This is a genomic window from Flavonifractor sp. An112, assembly GCF_904377885.1.
Taxonomy (GTDB): Bacteria; Bacillota; Clostridia; order Oscillospirales; family Oscillospiraceae; genus Flavonifractor; species Flavonifractor avicola.
In genome coordinates this window covers 1-17093 of sequence record NZ_CAJFGT010000002.1, presented here as the reverse complement: position 1 = coordinate 17093, position 17093 = coordinate 1, and the positions used below count along the sequence as shown (strand labels likewise).

At 48.6% G+C, this 17093-nt stretch carries 12 protein-coding genes; 4 read left to right on the top strand and 8 right to left on the bottom strand.

What is annotated here, in order from left to right; translation table 11 throughout:
• Window positions 1-2 precede the first annotated feature (2 nt).
• A complete protein-coding gene (locus IHN22_RS00365; protein ID WP_191433006.1) occupies window positions 3-1697 on the top strand; it encodes a glycoside hydrolase family 13 protein in 1695 nt (564 codons plus the stop codon).
• 47 nt (window positions 1698-1744) lie between these two features.
• On the opposite strand, the gene IHN22_RS00360 is transcribed toward IHN22_RS00365, so the two are convergent.
• From IHN22_RS00360 to IHN22_RS00325, 8 genes are all read right to left on the bottom strand, one after another.
• The gene (locus IHN22_RS00360) at window positions 1745-3925 is read right to left on the bottom strand and encodes an alpha-galactosidase (protein WP_191433005.1); all 2181 of its coding nucleotides are present in this window, start codon (window positions 3923-3925) and stop codon (window positions 1745-1747) included.
• Window positions 3926-4346: 421 nt separating this feature from the next.
• A complete protein-coding gene (locus IHN22_RS00355) occupies window positions 4347-5360 on the bottom strand; it encodes a restriction endonuclease (RefSeq protein WP_191433004.1) in 1014 nt (337 codons plus the stop codon).
• 15 nt (window positions 5361-5375) lie between these two features.
• Window positions 5376-6245 (bottom strand): DUF6602 domain-containing protein, encoded by an 870-nt coding sequence (locus IHN22_RS00350; RefSeq protein ID WP_191433003.1) that lies wholly within the window; start codon window positions 6243-6245, stop codon window positions 5376-5378.
• Between the two features lie 36 nt (window positions 6246-6281).
• Window positions 6282-9365 carry a type I restriction endonuclease subunit R gene (locus tag IHN22_RS00345; RefSeq protein ID WP_191433002.1) on the bottom strand — a complete coding sequence of 1028 codons (3084 nt, stop codon included), beginning with the start codon at window positions 9363-9365 and terminating at the stop codon, window positions 6282-6284.
• A gap of 2 nt (window positions 9366-9367) precedes the next feature.
• The gene (locus IHN22_RS00340) at window positions 9368-10024 is read right to left on the bottom strand and encodes a hypothetical protein (RefSeq protein WP_191433001.1); all 657 of its coding nucleotides are present in this window, start codon (window positions 10022-10024) and stop codon (window positions 9368-9370) included.
• The gene (locus IHN22_RS00335; RefSeq protein ID WP_191433000.1) at window positions 10024-11334 is read right to left on the bottom strand and encodes a restriction endonuclease subunit S; all 1311 of its coding nucleotides are present in this window, start codon (window positions 11332-11334) and stop codon (window positions 10024-10026) included. The genes IHN22_RS00340 and IHN22_RS00335 overlap by 1 nt, the downstream gene beginning before the upstream one ends.
• Window positions 11335-11340: 6 nt before the next feature.
• Window positions 11341-13128 carry a type I restriction-modification system subunit M gene (locus tag IHN22_RS00330; protein WP_191432999.1) on the bottom strand — a complete coding sequence of 596 codons (1788 nt, stop codon included), beginning with the start codon at window positions 13126-13128 and terminating at the stop codon, window positions 11341-11343.
• Window positions 13128-14414: a transposase gene (locus IHN22_RS00325; protein ID WP_191432998.1), complete on the bottom strand. Its 1287-nt coding sequence runs from the start codon at window positions 14412-14414 to the stop codon at window positions 13128-13130. The genes IHN22_RS00330 and IHN22_RS00325 overlap by 1 nt, the downstream gene beginning before the upstream one ends.
• Window positions 14415-14672: 258 nt before the next feature.
• Here IHN22_RS00325 and IHN22_RS00320 point away from each other — a divergent pair, with 258 nt between their 5' ends.
• The 3 genes from IHN22_RS00320 to IHN22_RS00310 are packed head-to-tail and all read left to right on the top strand — an operon-like array spanning window position 14673 to window position 16678.
• On the top strand, window positions 14673-15545 hold the full coding sequence (locus tag IHN22_RS00320; protein ID WP_191432997.1) for an MBL fold metallo-hydrolase: 873 nt from the start codon (window positions 14673-14675) through the stop codon (window positions 15543-15545).
• A 2-nt stretch (window positions 15546-15547) separates the two neighbouring features.
• A complete protein-coding gene (locus IHN22_RS00315) occupies window positions 15548-15982 on the top strand; it encodes a hypothetical protein (RefSeq protein WP_191432996.1) in 435 nt (144 codons plus the stop codon).
• Window positions 15983-15994: 12 nt separating this feature from the next.
• Window positions 15995-16678 carry a hypothetical protein gene (locus IHN22_RS00310; protein WP_191432995.1) on the top strand — a complete coding sequence of 228 codons (684 nt, stop codon included), beginning with the start codon at window positions 15995-15997 and terminating at the stop codon, window positions 16676-16678.
• Window positions 16679-17093 lie beyond the last annotated feature (415 nt).

Sequence of the window (17093 nt, the reverse complement as noted above, 5' to 3'; positions counted from 1 at the left end):
TCATGAACAAAGCATGGTGGAAAGAGAGCGTCATCTATCAGATCTATCCCCGCAGCTTCTGTGACTCCAACGGCGACGGCATTGGCGATCTGCGCGGCATCACCAGCAAACTGGACTACATCAAGGAGCTGGGCGCCAATGTGATCTGGCTCTCCCCCGTCTACCGCTCTCCCAACGACGACAATGGCTACGACATCAGCGACTATCAGGCCATTATGGAGGAGTTCGGCACCATGGCCGACTTTGACCGCCTGCTGGCCGAGGCCCACGCCCGGGGAATCAAGATCGTTATGGATCTGGTGGTCAACCACACCTCTGACGAGCACGCCTGGTTTGTGGAGAGCCGCCAATCCCGTGACAACGCCAAGCGGGACTTCTACATCTGGCGGGAGGGCAAGGCGGGTAAAGAGCCCAACAACTGGGGCTCCGCCTTCTCCGGCTCCGCCTGGACCTATGATGACGCCACCGATATGTACTACCTCCACTGCTTTTCCCCCAAGCAGCCCGACCTGAACTGGGATAATCCAGCGGTGCGTAACGCCGTCTTTGACATGATGACCTGGTGGTGCGACAAGGGTATCGACGGTTTCCGCATGGACGTGATCTCCATGATCTCCAAGCGGGAGGGTCTGCCCGATATGCCCACCGGCGGCGCCCCCTATGCCTCCTGCAATCTGGGCTGCTGCAACGGCCCCCACGTCCACGAGTATTTGCAGGAGATGCGCCGGAAGGTACTCTCCAAGTATGACCTGCTCACCGTGGGTGAGTGCGCCGGTGTAACCATCGACCAGGCCAAGCAGTACGCCAACGCCCAGGGCACCGAGCTGAACATGGTATTCCAGTTCGAGCACGTGGACCTGGACGGCGGCGACGCGGTCACTGGCAAATGGAGTACCCGAAAGATCGATCTGGTAGCCCTCAAGAAGCTGCTGTCCCGGTGGCAGAACGAGCTGGAGGACGTGGCCTGGAACAGCCTCTACTTCTGCAATCACGATCAGCCCCGCATCGTCTCCCGGCTGGGAGACGACTCCCCCCGGTATCGGGAACTGTCGGCCAAGTGCATCGCCACCTGCCTCCACCTGATGCAGGGCACCCCCTACGTCTATCAGGGGGAGGAGCTGGGCATGACCAACGTGCCCTTTGGGCCCATTGAGAACTACCGGGACCTGGAGTCCATCAACGCCTACCATGACCTCACCGCCCGAGGCGTCTTTCAGCCGGAGGAACTGCTGGAGGCCATCGCTTACAAGAGCCGGGACAACGCCCGCACCCCCTTCCAGTGGGACGACTCCCCCAACGCCGGATTTACCACCGGCGATCCCTGGATCATGGTCAATCCCAACTACCGGGAGATCAACGCCAAGGAACAGCTGGGCCGGGCGGACTCCGTGTTCCGCTACTACCAGAAGCTCATCGCCCTGCGCCGCAATTCCCCGGACAGCGAGCTCATCGTGTACGGCAGCTACAAGCTGATCCTGCCGGACCATCCCCAGCTGTTTGCCTACCTGCGCACCCTGGAGGGCAAGACCCTGCTCACCGTGTGCAACCTGTCCGGCCAGTCGGCGGCCTTCGCCCTGCCGGAAGAGCTGGCGGGCCGGAAGAGCCGTCTGCTCATCGCCAACTGGGATGAAGCGCCCGCCGTCCCCGGGACGCTGGAGTTCCAGCCCTGGCAGGCCGCCGCCTGGGTGCTGGAGTAACCAATGAAAAAAGAGGATCTGCTGCACAATGCAGCAGATCCTCTTTTTTATACCGCTTTGATCTGATACTGTACCGCCTGGCACTCGTCCAGGAACGGGAGGGCCAGTCCCGCGTACATCAGCTCGTCGCCTCCGTATACCTTACCCTCCACCAGATAGTCCTTGTCCGGGTCCAAGCCTTTCATCCGCAGCAGGGGGCGCACCGGATTGGCGTGGCGCTGGGTCTGGACCACACTGACTACCGCCCGCTCCCGGTCGGGTGAGACGTGCATCCAGGCACAGAAACTTTCATGCCGGAAGGGGTCGGTCAGGCGGTAATAGTCCCCCCGCATCACCACATCCCAGTAGGACCGGAAGGCGTCGATCTGGACCGCCACCTCCTCCAGTTCCTCCTGAGACAGCTCATTCAGGTCCAGCTCATAGCCGAAGGTACCGGCAGCGGCCACCACGCCCCGGGTATGGAGGGGAGTGGACCGGTGGGTCAGGCCGTTGGGTACAGCGGACACATGGGCACCCATGGTACAGCAGGGGTAGCAGTAGGAGGTACCGTACTGGATACGCAGCCGGTCCATGGCGTCGGTGTTGTCGGAGCACCAGATCTGGGGGGTATAGTAGAGCATCCCGCAGTCGAACCGGCCGCCACCGCCGGAGCAACCCTCAATGAGCAGATTGGGGAACTCCTGATGGAGGGCCTCCAGGATCTCATATACGCCCAGCACAAAGCGGTGGTACACCTCGCCCTGGCGCTCAGCGGGCAGACCAGCACTCCACACATCGGTGAGGCTGCGGTTCATGTCCCACTTGACATAGGAGATGTCAGCGCTCTTGAGCATGGTCCGCAGATTGTCCAGAATATACTGCCGCACCTCGGCACGGGTGAGGTCCAGCACCAGCTGGTACCGGCCCCGGGTGGCAGGACGGCCGGGGGCCTGGAAGGCCCAGTCAGGGTGGGCCCGATAGAGGTCGGAATTCTCATTGACCATCTCCGGCTCCACCCAGATGCCGAACTTCATACCCAGGCCCTTGATGCGCTCTGCCAGAGGTGCCAGTCCGCCGGGCAGCTTCTCCTGGTTGACGTTCCAGTCCCCCAGTCCGCCGAAATCGTCGTTGCGCTGGCCGAACCAGCCATCGTCCATCACCATCATTTCCACGCCTACCTTGCTGGCAGCCTGGGCAATGGAATAGATCTTGTCCGCATCGAAGTCGAAGAGAGTGGCCTCCCAGTTGTTGATGAGGATGGGACGGCGGGCATCCTTCCAGGGACCCCGGCACAGATTAAGGCGGATGGCCCGGTGGAACAGGCGGCTCATATGGCCCAGGCCCTGCCGGGTGAACACCATAGCGGCCTCCGGCGCGGTAAAGGTCTCGCCGGGCGCCAGCTGCCAGCAGAAGTGGAACGGATGGATCCCCATGGTCATCCGGGTCTCATGGAACTGGGTGTACTCCACCGAAGCCTGGAAATTACCGGAGTACACCAGGGCCATGGCCCAGCAGCGGCCAGTATCCTCGGTAGTATCCGGATCGCACAGTACCAGGAAGGGGTTCTGCTGGTGGCTGGAGGAACCACGGACGCTGCCCGCGGTGTGGACACCCTGGGTCAGGGCAGTCCGTACCGGCTCGCGCTCCCGGGCATAGGCACCGCCCAGGGTAATGAAATCGTGATTGCCAACGGGGAAATCCAGGCAGGCGGAGGTTACCCGGGTCAGCCAGATGGGGGCGGCCCCGTTATTGCGCACCCGGACGGCCCGGGTGATCATATCGTACTCCTCCAGAACGCCATACAGCAGCTCCACCGTCAGGCCGCTGCACTTGTCCTGGAGTTCTACGGTCAGCGTCTGGGCAGTCACACCCTCACCGTAAAAGGCGGGCAAACCCTCCAGCGCATACTTGCCCTCGGCAACCGTGTGGTTGATGTAGCGTAGGTCCACAATGTGGCTGCCATCCGCCAGGTCGGCCTCCAGGGCAGGCTGCCGGAAGTCACCCACACCGCTGGAAGAATACTCCTGGGGCTGAGTATCCAGCGACCAAGTGCGATCCATCCCTACCTCGTCCGGGTTGGGAGAGAAGCCCCGGTCCTCGGGGCAAATCAGCCGGGAAAGATCTCCCTTTCGCAGTTTCTCACCATAATAGGTGTGAAGCAGCACGCCGGTGGCATCGATCTTCATCTGATAGCTGGTGCTGCGGGTGTGCAGCGTGATGGTACGGCGTTGAGGATCATATTGAATCATACGGTTTCATCCTTTAACAGAAAGAGTAGAGCATGGCAAAAATCAGGGAAACAGCGGTCCCCATATCGCCCCTGCTTAACGGACCATATTATATCACATTGCAGGCTGCGTTTCATCTGCTTTGTCGGATTCTTCTGCCAGATTTCCACTTTACCTCCATATCGCACTATAAAAGCCGGCAAAGCATTGCGATGCAATGCTTTGCCGGCTTTGTTGGCTTACTCCCACTCGCTCCTGTTAGAAGTTTTCTAAACAGATTTGCTTATGGGATTTTGGCCAGAGTATTGGTATTCTTTTCATTATTCAGATAGTAGAGGCTATCTGATTTTTTGTTGCCATGGTGTTGCCAGTAAATTGAGGATGATTTACACCTTACAGACTGATTATATCATACAATGGATTCTTCATCAAAACATTTTAATTATTGATCATCATTGCTCACAACCCAAATCTTTTTGAGAGGGATTAGTTCTTTGATTTCATCGTCCATCTGGTCGTAGTATCGCAGGAACTCCTCGATAATTTCTTTGTGGGTCCAAAGCCGGATTTCAAAGAACTGTTTGGCCGTCTCGTTGATGACTGAAGATTTGAACCCACTCCAGGAAACTAACAAGCCATATTCGGCACCAAAGTTTTTCATCACGCCGCCCAACTGACCCAGAACAATCCGATCCACCGGCGCGTCCGTGGACTTAACCTGAACACAGATTTTGGGGCTTCCAAAACCAAGTGTGCCCGCAGAAGCCAGAATATCCACACCTTTATCCGGTCCGGCCGGGCTGACGTATGTAGTAAAGCCCTTTGCTCGAAGAATGGCATCTACGATTTTAGCTAAACCATGCCCCTTGGTCTTTTGGATCATCAGGTTTGTGATAACGCCCAATGCTTCATTTTCAATATCTCGTGCTTCTTCATCATCCTGCGGCTCTTGCGGAATAATTTGGGGCGCTTTCTTTCCCTGCTTATGTGCATTAATGACCGCTTTTATACGATCTTCTTGCTTAATACGGCAAATGGTCATAAATGCCCCAAAAGAATATAAGATGTCCTGGTCAAAAGCCGTGCGGGGGATGTCGCAGGCAAACCAATCTACTTGATGAGCGTGATAATAGGGATTGTCGTTGTTAGGCAAGAATTCATAATCCCCCGTAATCTTGCCGAAATGAATTACAGGCTTGATCTTGCTGGGCAGGACAACAATCTCTCCCTTTTTCATCTCATGGGCAAACGGCCATACTTGGCTTGCCCAGTTCATCGCTGTTTTGACCTTTACATCTGGATTGTTGTCCACAAAATATTGCTGCAAGTCCTGCTTGGTAGGGAACTGCATGATTGATTCAGAGAGATTGTCCCAAGTACAGTATACCCTATTATCTTCGAGAAATTTATTTTCAAACTCGCCGTATCGTCCGGCGCGACATAACCACATCGGCATTTTCTTCTCCCTCTTTCACCTCAACCCATTAATTGGTATTTCCCCAAGAACAAAATCCGCATCTCGTCCCGACGGAAATGCGGTAAATCCCGGGCGCTCTCGCACATTTCTTGTTGGATCGTAATAAACACTTAAAATCCCTGTAAGCAAAAACTGAAGGCCGAAATGTTCCTCATTTGTTTTATGTATAAATCCAATATATTCTGCTTTCGTATTATTACCCGTTGGCCTACGCTTAAAAACACTCCATCCTTCGATATTTGTAATCACACCAACAGCTTCATCAAAAGTGTCATTTTCGGCGCAATTATAAACCGGCTTGATCTGTTCAAATACCCACTCTGGAGTAGAAGTCCGTACTTTTTCTATGGAATGCATAGCTACCATGCCCAAAAAGGGTCCTCTAACTTTTTCACCAGACTCTGTGGAATATCTGCACAGTTTAGCCGCGTTTTTAAGTGCTTCTGTTTCATTTTTAAAATCGTTTTGACCGAATTTTTTCTTGACAGAAATGATTGCAATCACACCTTCTGGGGGTACAATCACATTATTTCCAAATCTTTGGAAAATTGGATAGTGGCAACTATCGTACACAATAATGTCCAACTGCGTAGAATGAGTATCCTCATCTTTTTTTCGCGCTCTATTATTAATTCCAGTTTTAACTGCAGGACGCAAAATAAATCCTGTTAGGACTTCCAGATCTTTTGGCAAATATCTCTTCAAGTACTCACTAATTAAGCTTTCAATATACCTTCCATCTTCGCCTTTATGATAGGCGGCATCTTCATTATCGGCAGGAAGTAGAGTTTGAAATTGTCTATATACAGTTAGCAGAGCCTTTGCCTCTTTTGACAAATACTCCTGAATTCTCTTCCCATCCATAGGAATGCTCCTTTTTTATCTATGATTACGAAAAACTCACATCTGGCAAAACTCACGATACATAATTTCGGCCAATGCACTCTTCAGCGCAGCATATTTCTTAGGATCGCTGAACAAAACGCTGAATGCCTGGCTGCTCTCCTTGTAAGCATCCATTGCGGTTTTGTCATAGGCCTTAGAAAACACACTGTTCACGAAAATTTGTTCTCCATCCTGCTGGGCAGACTTTCGCAGCACATCATCCTTGGACATCTTACTCATGAGAATCTCCGCAAGTATCCGGTCGCCTTCTGTGATTTCTCCTGCATAGTGCTCATTAAATTTTTCGATCACTTCCTCAAGCTGACTTTTGCTCTCTTGCTTGGCAGATCCCTTTTTCATAGTTGGCGTTTCATATTGACCAGATGCATCTTTCTCTAGCGAAATAGAGCCTGCAAATGTTTCCTCTAACTTGTAGTACTCCAATGCAACCTTGTTTCCCAGATCCCACACTTCTGTTTCATCACTAGGCAGGAGGCGTGAGAGATAGCTGCAAAAAATATATTCTTTATGCAGGTCTTTATCAAACATTCGGACGATCTGAGTGATATAGTTATACCACTTTACAAAGCTGCGTATCTGCCGGCGGAATTCATAGCGCTGCTGCTGATCCAAATTGCTATTATAGCGTTCCGAAACCGGCAGCAAAGCATTTGTAATCTTTCCCTGCAAGGCCACATTATTCTTATTGTTTTCAGGGTCAAGGTAGATCGATGTAACAAGGTCGATGTCCTCATCGGTGTAAAGCTTGTACTCCCGCAATTTTTTCTGTGCGGTATAAATCAAATCGACATTGATTTCAGATTCCAGGCTGGTCTCTGTATAGAACGCTTGGAAAGCCTCCTGAATATCCTCCGCAGTGTTCACAAAGTCAAGCACATAGGTATCAATTTTGCCGGGGCAAATCCGGTTTAAACGGCTAATTGTCTGTACCGCCTTCACATCACGCAGTTTTTTGTCAATGATCATTGTATGCAGAAGCGGCTCGTCAAAACCCGTCTGATATTTTTCCGCAACGATCAAGACGTCTCCCTGTTCATGGAAAACAGCCTTTGTCTGACTTTCGGTTACTCGGTTTCCGTCTGCATCCTTGTTCATTGTGCTTTCCGTGTACTCGGAGTCCGGAATATCCGGGTCTGTAACGCTGCCGGAGAATGCGATCATCACCTGAAGGCTATCATAGCCTTGCTGGCGAATGTATCGTTGAACCTCATAAAAATAGCGGACAGCAGCAAGCCGTGAGGCTGTCACCACCATCATTTTTCCCTTGCCACCAATTGCCTTGCTGGTCACTTCGCGGAAGGTCTCTACGATAATAGCTGCTTTTTGGGCAATGTTATACGGGTGCAGTTCTGCATACCGGCGAATTAACTTCATCGCCTTGGATGCGGGTACCTCCGGGTTATCGGGTATATTTTTTGCCACTTTATAGCAAGTCTTGTAGGTAGTGTAGTTTGCAAGCACATCCATAATGAAGCCCTCTTCAATGGCTTGCCGCATGCTGTACACATGGAAAGGATGGAATGTACCGTCCGGCCATTCCTCACCAAAAATTTCTAGTGTCTTGTCCTTGGGAGTGGCTGTAAAGGCATAAAAGCTGAGATTGCTGTGCTTCCCGGCAGTAACCAGTTCTTTCAGGAATTTGTCATTGGAAGCGTCCAGCTCCTCTTCCGCTTTTCCCTCCAGTTCGGCATACTCCGCCAAAGCGTCAGAAGTGTCTGCCAAAGCCATTTTCAGCTTCATTGCACTCTGGCCGGTTTGGCTGCTATGGGCCTCATCCACAATGATGGCGAAAGCTTTGCCCGTTGTATCGCCTACAAGATCGTAAATGACTGGGAACTTCTGAAGGGTCGTGACAATAATCCGTTTCCCGTCATTGACTGCTTTCAGCAGATCTTTGGAGCTCTTCTTTTCGTCAATCAACACCACGCTGCCCAGCGTATGGTCGAAGCTGTCGATGGTATCTTGCAGTTGACTGTCCAGTACTTTCCGGTCCGTAACAATAATGACTGAGTTATAAATGGCCCGATTTTCGTCATCATGCAGACTGGCGAGGCGATAAGCAGTCCAAGCAATGCTGTTGGACTTGCCAGAGCCGGCACTGTGCTGGATCAGATAATTGTGTCCGGGACCGTGTTCTCTCGTATGGTAAACCAATTTCCGGACAACGTCCAGCTGATGATATCGGGGAAAAATGATCTTTTCGGTGGTGTCCGTGCGAACCTTTCCATCGGGCAAGGTCGTTTTCTTAACCTCTTTCTGATAGCTGATAAACTTTTGTAGGATATCAAGAAAGCTATCCTTTTGGAGCACTGTTTCCCACAGATAAGCCGTCACATAGCCACCAGTGGGGTTCTGTGGGTTCCCCGCTCCACCGTCTACACCAGGACCATTGCTCCCCTGGTTGAATGGCAGAAAATATGTTTTGGGGCCCAACAGTCGAGTGCTCATGGCTACTCGATACAGGTCCGCTGCAAAATAAGCAAGGATTCTGCGGTTAAACTGAAAGGCCTCCTCACGTGGATCGCGGTCTGTCATCCACTGGGTGATGGCATTGTCAATGGTCTGCCCGGTCAGCTGATTTTTCAATTCGATGGCAACCAGCGGAATTCCGTTGACAGCCAGCATCATATCCACACTATTGTTATTGCGCGGACTGTAATGCCACTGGCGGATACACTGGCAGATATTTTCCTTGTAGTGGGTCAAGGCCAGTTGATTCAGTTTCGTCTCAGGTTTGAAGTAGATAACCTTAAACTCCTGGCCGCGGTGCTTGAAGCCGTGGCGCAGGACATTGACCAGGCCCTCCATGTCAACCGCATTTTGAAAGGCCTTATAAAACTTCTTCTGAGGATCACTCTTGCAGCGTTTTTCAAACAGTGCCCATTGCACTGGCTGCGTATTCTTGACAAAGGTACACAGCGTCTCAATATCCAGAGCATAGTTTTCCGTAAAAACTCCTGTACAATCGCGCTGAAACCCGGTTCGATACCCTGCGTCCGTGGCTTTTTGCCAGCCGCCTTTGGGAGAAATCAAAAAGGATTCTATATCCTGTTCAAATTGCTTTTCATTATCTGCCATCGTTACACCTCCTGCGATTCATTTTCAGTCTGGGATGCATCAAAGCGTTGCTTGCTTTCAACAACCGCCTGAAGCATCTTAAAATGTAGATTGACAAAATGAATATAAGCAGCTGCCGCCTCCAACAATGGTGCATTCCTTTTTTCGGGGAGCGGTTGTCCTATCTGTATTCCAATTTCATAGTTATCACAAGAATCTACGGTCTGATAGAATGCCTTTTCCGATAAATGAACATATCCGCTGGCATTGTTGTATACTTTAGAAAAGATGGGATCTATTTTTGCCACTTCATCTTTTAAGTATCCGTCAAGCAGTTTATTGCCCTTTGCATCTTTCAGACTTTTGATGGGAGTTCCATCGAGAATACACCGAATAACCGCATTTCGATCCTCGGCAATAAATGCAGCATAGGTTCGCATACAGTTATCCATCTGTATGCGGAGAAGGACTCCGGCACAAGTCAAATTCCGATCTTTAAGCATGGGAATCAGGCCATCGATTAAGCGAATACATCTGTCAACAGATGCACAGAAAAACAAATCATCCATACATAGGGTTTCGCCAATGATGCCTGTCGCTAGTGACACGGCTTCCTTCCGTAATTCCTGTAATTGCTCAATATAGGCGGCGAGCTTAATATTGTATTCTTCGTTTTTCATTAGACCACCCGCCTTTTTCCGGTCACGACCTCAAAAATCAGGGACTTTTTGTAGGCTTCTAAATCGTCAATGAGTTTTTGCTTTTCATCAATTATTTCATTAATGGAGGCACACTTTTGGTTCAGCATCTCAACAATTTTCTGCTGCTCCTCCAGCGAAGGCACAGGAACCGTGAATTGCAGAATTGTTGTCGAATTTGTACTTGCTAAATTTGTTGTCTTCTTTGCTGTTATATCGAAATATACTCGTCCGACCGGAGAAGCTGTTAAATAACTCAAGTACTCCGTAAGCATATACTTTTCATTGACTCGTACAGCAAAAACATGGTTTTGATGCAAACACTCTGGAATTTCACCATTCCATATCGTGCCACGCCCTAACTTGTCTCGGTCACCACCTTCTGTCATAAGCAGCTCTCCTGGCGACAAAGCATATTTTTCGGCTTCTTCTTTTGTAACCATAATTGTAGCCACATCAGTTAAGTCTAAATACTCGGCTTTAACATTCGCAACTCTCAAATAAGGCCGTGGAATTAGCTGTGTTCCTTCCGGATATTGTTTTCCAAGCGTAATACCAGATCGAATAGAAACAAAATTTCTAATTTTTGTGATATGCCAACTACTAGGAACCTCTCCAATCCACTCAACGCCAGAATCTTTCATTTCCACATCTGGATTAATGCCCTTGGTTACCGCTTCAAAAATAATGGATGCTTTCCAGGATTTGTACTCTTCAACGCTGGCTTTGGCAGCAGATATGATGCTATCCAAACGCGTAATCTCATTATCCAGAAAGATTGAAATAGCAGTCTGCTCATCTTCTGCAGGAAACGGAATTTTCAATCTCTTCACTTCGTCATAATTCAATCCTTGACGAACGCCAGACCCCATACCATAAAAACCTTTTCGTATATCAAATGTATGGAGCAAATAGTATAAAAACTTTGCTGTTTTTGAATTTTTAGGCCTTATAGTGATATACGCTGAAGTAATAATACCTTTTTCAGTGGAAATTCCAACTCGCAAACTCATATGATCGTTCTGCAAATCTGTTAATCGCAGGACAATATCATTATTCTCTATAATGTTATATCCATCAAAGGCGGCTGGAAGTAATCCTCCACTCATATCAATTGGCTTTCGTTTAATTCTTCCATAGCTAAGCGACAGTAAATTCTTTTCTGATAAGTCAGAGTTTTTGTTTTTCACTTGACTGACAACTTGAGAAAGCAAAACCATTGACCACGAGGAAGGGATATTGCCCAGCCACTCACTACCAAAACCTATTCCAGATTCACTCTTATCAATCATGGGCTGTCAATCCCCCTTTCCAAACAGTTTATGTAACTCTGCCATCAGATTTTGTTCGCGTACTGCAATGCGGGCCGCAATATCTACACTGGGTTCGATGGGAGTATATTCATAAAACATTCGAGTAAAGGGAATCTCATAGCCAATCTTTGTTTTGCTCTCATCCACCCATGCGTCAGGATTGTATGGCAGCACCTCACGGGAGATGTACTCCTCCACTTCCTCGGTCAACGGGATATTTTCCGCATCTCGTTTGGCGGCGTCGGCTACTTTTTTCCCGCGCTTCAAAATAGAGGTGCCGTCCTCATTATAAACCGGGGTTTCCACCATCACTTTGCGATAGCCCAATGAAATACCGTCTAGAATCTTGCTCCTGCAGACAATAGGCTTTCCATCCTCTCCCGCATCTTCATAGGTTTCGGTACAATATTCCCCATACGCCTGTACAATCATGGTACGACTCTTCTCAGAGATATCCACCCGCTTATTTCCAATGGGTTTCCAGCGGGACTGGCAGCACTTGCTGGCGTCGATGAGCTGAACCTTTCCCTTGCGTTCCTGGGGCTTGTCTTTGTTGACAATCCAGATATAGGTAGCAATGTCAGTATTATAGAAAGAATTATTGGGAAGCTGTACAATTGCATCCAGCCAGTCATTTTCAATCAGATAGCGGCGAATATTGCTCTGGCCACTCCCTGCATCGCCAGTGGAAAGAGAAGAGCTGTTCTGAATGATCGCCATTCGTCCAGTTCCTTTCAGCTTTTTTACGCCGTTCATTAGAAACAGCATCTGCCCGTCACTTTTACTGGGCAGGCCAGGGGCAAAGCGACCCGCTTCGCCTTTTTTATGCTCAGCCTCCACCACAGTAGCTTCGCGCTTCCAGTCGATACCGAAGGGGGGATTGGAAATCACGAAGTCAAACTGATAGCCGGCAAATTTATCGTCGGACAAGGTGTCGCCAAACTGCATATTGTCTGGGTCACCGCCGTGGATCATGGTATCTGCCACTGCAATTCCCATGGTAAATGGGTTAATTTCCTGACCGAACGTCTGCACGGTGGCCTTGCTGTCCAGCTGCTTTAGTCGTTCTTCCATGCAGGTCAGCATCTGGCTAGTGCCCATGGTCATATCATAAACTGTGCAGTGGATTCCGTCGTCATCCTTTACGATATCGTTGTCGGTCAGTAACAGGTCGCACATCAGGTAAATGATATCTCGACTGGTAAAATGGGCTCCGGCCTCTTCGTTGTAGGACTCAGAGAACCGCTGCACCAGATTTTCAAAAATATAGCCCATATCCACTGTGGAAATACGGTTGGGACTCATGTCCAGATCTTCTGCGGAAAAATCCACAATGACCTGATAGAGCACGCCCGCCTCAACCATGCGATCTATCTGCGCCTGGAAGTTCATACGGGAAAGAATCTGCTGTACATTATCGGAAAAGCCCACGAGATAATCCCGAAAATTATCCTCGATATTTTCGGGATCAGTAATCAACTTTGAAAAGGTATATTTGCTGGTGTTATAAAACTGATAGCCAGCAGCCTCTTTCAAAAAACCGACTTTCAGTTCTCTAAAGCTCTCGTACTGCTTATTTGCCTCCAGCACTGCATCATGTGTGGGAAGGAGACAATCGTGAAAGCGCTTGATCACACACATGGGCAGGATTACCAGTCCATATTCATGGGGCTTGAAGGCGCCAAAAAGGGAGTTGGCGGCGTTCCAGATCAGGTTTGCGTTTTCCTGCGCACGCCGGCCTACTTCATTAATTTTCTGTTCACTGGGACTCATCATTCATTTCCTCCATTGCTATGTACTTGTTGATCAAAAACGGCCAGGACATCCTCAAGTAGTACGCCGCTCCAGTGTTCCAAATCCGCCTCGACAGTGTATAAAATGCGTGCCTTCAAAACTTCATCTGAAAAGGTGCGCATACTGGAAATCAGGTTTTCCAATCTGGAAGTAAGGGCATACAGTCGCTCCGGCACAAGTTCTCTGTGCTCTACATTGGATGCTATCTGCTGTTTATACGTCTGCAACTGAAATTTCGTTGCGGACATCGCTTCCTGAAATTCCGGGTCTGCGGAATTCAGCCATTCTTCCAGCTCACGAAATACCCACATCTCGTCGCGGTTAGCAATGATATTCCGCAGGCGATTGAAATCGTCGTAAGCTGTTTTGATACCAGGTCGGCTATCTAATAGCCGCTGCAAATCGCTTACCCGATAGCCAAGATCTCCCTCTGGCATCATAATTAGGGTATCTTTTCCTTTTACTGAACTCCATTTCAGTTTTTCATGGGCAAATTCAGCAAAGTCGGCAGTGACAAGGGAAAACCAATACTCCACTGGAATGATATGGAGAGCACTCGGCAAATAACCTCGTATTGCATCCACGATAATAGGGTTGCAGTCCGAAAGGACTACCTGCACATTAGGAACTCCGTCTTTCAAAAGCACTGCCGCAATATCAGCAGAGCTGACGCCATAAACAATGTCATAGACCCGGATACCATGATCAACGTTAAGAAATATTGTATACTGATCCTTGTCCGTTTTTCCGGACAAAATCGCCAATCTAGAAGGAAGCATTGCCGTTTTGCGGCAAGCTTCTTTTTTTCGTACCCAGCGATTGAAAATCTGGCCAACAGCCTGCCTGGAAATTGATCCGGATAGCTGGTTTGCAATCTGCGCATAGCTGGCACCGCTAAGTACTTGTTGTGCAATTTCATCTTCCAGACGGAATGTCACATTATCTCGCCGGGATGCAAAACACACTGGCTTGGAAAAAATATGTTTGCAATCTTTATTGAGACACCTGTATTTATAAAACTCATACTCCAGCTGGATCACTTTTTTCTTTTCACCATCAGAAACCAGATCCATATACGTTTTGGAGAACAGGTCCTGCGTTTTTACCGCATCGCTTCCACAGCGAGGGCAGTACTCAATTTCCGGATCATGCAGCCAGGCGTTATAGTAGGTATCACTGCCTTTCCCCTTTTGAACGAAGAGTTCGGCCTGGCCCAGCAATTCTGTTCGCCCCTCATCTTCTCGCCTAAAAATACGCTTAGCCATGGCACACCTCTTCCCATAACAACCTCACTATAACTATACCATACAGGCACCATAATTACCACCAATCGCTTTACAATAATATATTTTATATTTATTTTTACCACCAGTTACTTTACTTTATTATCTATCTATATATTTCACTCTTGTGTATACTGTCATCATCCAAAAGCCCCTCTATTTCCTGTTCTCCTCTGAAGCCGGCCAGATGGAGTCCTGTCAAATAAGGGGCCAAACAACTGCGAATAAAGGAGAATTATTATGGAAGTAACTTTTCTGAGCGCAAGCGGCTATACCGATCCTAGTAAAAATAACGGCGACTGCATCCTGGTGGATAACGGTTCAGAGCTCGTCATCTACGACTGCGGATGCGAAGAACATGCCCGCAGAGTTGTCGAGTACATGGACGAACATGCCTATTCCAAAGCAAAGCTTGTTCTCTCCCACAACGACGCAGACCACTTCGACGGAATTCCTTATCTCATTGATCAAGGAGTTCTATCCGAGGTTTATACTCTTCTTTTACTAAAGTATAAGGATGAACTTCTGGACCGAGTCAACGACAAGCGCCGCACACGAGATTCCATTGCTCGACGGATTGCAGAAATTTATGACAATATCTATTCTCTCTCCGAGCAGGTCATCCTCAAAGACATCTTTACAGACACATTGGTAGCCGATGAAATCACAATTCCAGGGCCCGACAAAGAGTATTCCCTCGATGCCGTTGCCAAAAGGATTGACAGCAGGGAGAGCGACGACATTGACAAGGAAACCATCGTAAACGCCGTGAGCACCCAACTTTCCATAGCTTTTGGTCCTGGGAAGCGTTTGCTTCTTACCGGCGACAGCAGCTTTGCAGCGATTGAGAACTCGGTAAAATCCCATTCCGCTATCCAGCTCCCTCACCACGGAAAGCTGGATCAGGCTGAGCAAATCTTTGGTTGCAAGGATAACAGTACCATTTACTTTGTCTCTGACAATACCGGAGCCACAAATGGAGGATCTACAAAGCTGAAAGCTGCGCATCCTCGTGGACACGCAATTTTCTATACGCTGGATGGCGATCAGACCTGTACCTCCTCCTCTTTCCGGGTCACACAGCCTACCCGATCCTATTTCCGTGGGATTTGATTATGAGATATCTACTACATCAAAGTCAGCTCAATGAGCTAAATGGACGTCAAGCATACCTGTATGATATTTTTCAGTTGTACTTCCTTCCGGGAAAACCGGAAGGAAGTTACATCCCTTTGGTTCCCTTGGGGACCAAAGGCCCTGATGTGCTTTTTATAACAGGACATACGCATCAGGTTCAGGATTATCTGGGTGCTTATATCAAGCAGATTCCAGAACGTTGCATTGTCATTACCAGCTGTATGGGGCGTCACTTCAAGAAATTCACGGCGGAAAAAGAAGTCTATGTACCTGATATCTACCAGGATTACTGCCTGCTTCGGGATGGCAGACCCTATGGATTTGAATTCGATATTTCCGATGCTGAACTTGATCTCTATAACGCATCTGGAGGTATAAAAGAGCGCATCCAATCAGCCTATGATCGTCTTTAATAAGGAGTCTATATGAAGTTACAACTACTCGACACCTACCATATTCGCGTTCGTTTGAGCGCCAGCATTATCGTCTTAGCCCCATTGGCGATTACAATTTTCCTTTGCTTTCAAGAAATAGCTACTCTCGCCTCTTCTACTGTCCTAATTGCTGTCCTTCTGGCATTTACGAACTACCTTCCAATTGTGCAGAGGCAGATCTACCAAAAAAATCTTCCGTTCAAAAATTATGCAGCACAGTTTCTCATGCCAGATGACGATACTCTTAATCCCTCTTCCAAAAAACGATACTATAGAATACTCACAGAAATTGATCAATCATTTTCTGGCTTTCAACACCCTGATACCAGCGAAAGCTTTTATCAGTGCTGTGAGAGTGCTGTTCGATATTTGAGAGAAAAAACTAGAGCCAACTCTTTAATTTTGGAGGAAAATATTAACTACGGCTTTTACAGGACACTCTATTCCAATAAGACAACTGGAATTATACTGTGCATTGTGTTTGGGGGTCTTACTGCCGCATACTCACTGTTTTGCTCTGAATCGCTTTCTCAAATACCTATCAGCAATTACATTGCCTTCTCATCAAATATAGCGCTACTTCTATTCTGGATTTTCGGTGTAACCGAAAACGGCCTAGAAAGCACCGGAAAACAGTATGCGAAGGCGCTTCTCTCAACGATTGACTTGCTTTAAAACATCTTTTCTTCTCACACCAGAAAGATTGTGTCTAGAGCGAAGATTATAGCAGCAAGCAATGCGTGTGGATAGCCACACACAAATCCGGCAAGCAATGCGAGTGTTAATACACACTCACATTTCCTGCCGTCTGCTTGTTGAGGACAGCGCCCCCAAACCCCTTCTGAATACAGAATTTCATTCTGTGGCTACGCGTTCTCCAAACGCTTCTAAGGAGCGGAACAAATCGTTCCACCCTATTGTTTTTGGGCCAACCGTGAAACAGCGTGGCCCTTGGAAGCTGGGGTGGCAAAATACCACCCCGTTTTTTCCTTTCCGCGACGGTTGCGACGGTCGCAACGGTGCTGGGAGTACCCCTCAAAACACCGTCGCGACCGTTGCGAGCGTCGCGCTTTACTCGATTACTTCAAAC

Bases quoted from the DNA above. Each gene is read 5' to 3' on its own strand.
- IHN22_RS00365 (WP_191433006.1), top strand. From the start codon at position 3: ATGAACAAAGCATGGTGGAAAGAGAGCGTCATCTATCAGATCTATCCC.
- IHN22_RS00360 (WP_191433005.1), bottom strand. From the start codon at position 3,925: ATGATTCAATATGATCCTCAACGCCGTACCATCACGCTGCACACCCGC.
- IHN22_RS00355 (WP_191433004.1), bottom strand. From the start codon at position 5,360: ATGCCGATGTGGTTATGTCGCGCCGGACGATACGGCGAGTTTGAAAAT.
- IHN22_RS00350 (WP_191433003.1), bottom strand. From the start codon at position 6,245: ATGGATGGGAAGAGAATTCAGGAGTATTTGTCAAAAGAGGCAAAGGCT.
- IHN22_RS00345 (WP_191433002.1), bottom strand. From the start codon at position 9,365: ATGGCAGATAATGAAAAGCAATTTGAACAGGATATAGAATCCTTTTTG.
- IHN22_RS00340 (WP_191433001.1), bottom strand. From the start codon at position 10,024: ATGAAAAACGAAGAATACAATATTAAGCTCGCCGCCTATATTGAGCAA.
- IHN22_RS00335 (WP_191433000.1), bottom strand. From the start codon at position 11,334: ATGATTGATAAGAGTGAATCTGGAATAGGTTTTGGTAGTGAGTGGCTG.
- IHN22_RS00330 (WP_191432999.1), bottom strand. From the start codon at position 13,128: ATGAGTCCCAGTGAACAGAAAATTAATGAAGTAGGCCGGCGTGCGCAG.
- IHN22_RS00325 (WP_191432998.1), bottom strand. From the start codon at position 14,414: ATGGCTAAGCGTATTTTTAGGCGAGAAGATGAGGGGCGAACAGAATTG.
- IHN22_RS00320 (WP_191432997.1), top strand. From the start codon at position 14,673: ATGGAAGTAACTTTTCTGAGCGCAAGCGGCTATACCGATCCTAGTAAA.
- IHN22_RS00315 (WP_191432996.1), top strand. From the start codon at position 15,548: ATGAGATATCTACTACATCAAAGTCAGCTCAATGAGCTAAATGGACGT.
- IHN22_RS00310 (WP_191432995.1), top strand. From the start codon at position 15,995: ATGAAGTTACAACTACTCGACACCTACCATATTCGCGTTCGTTTGAGC.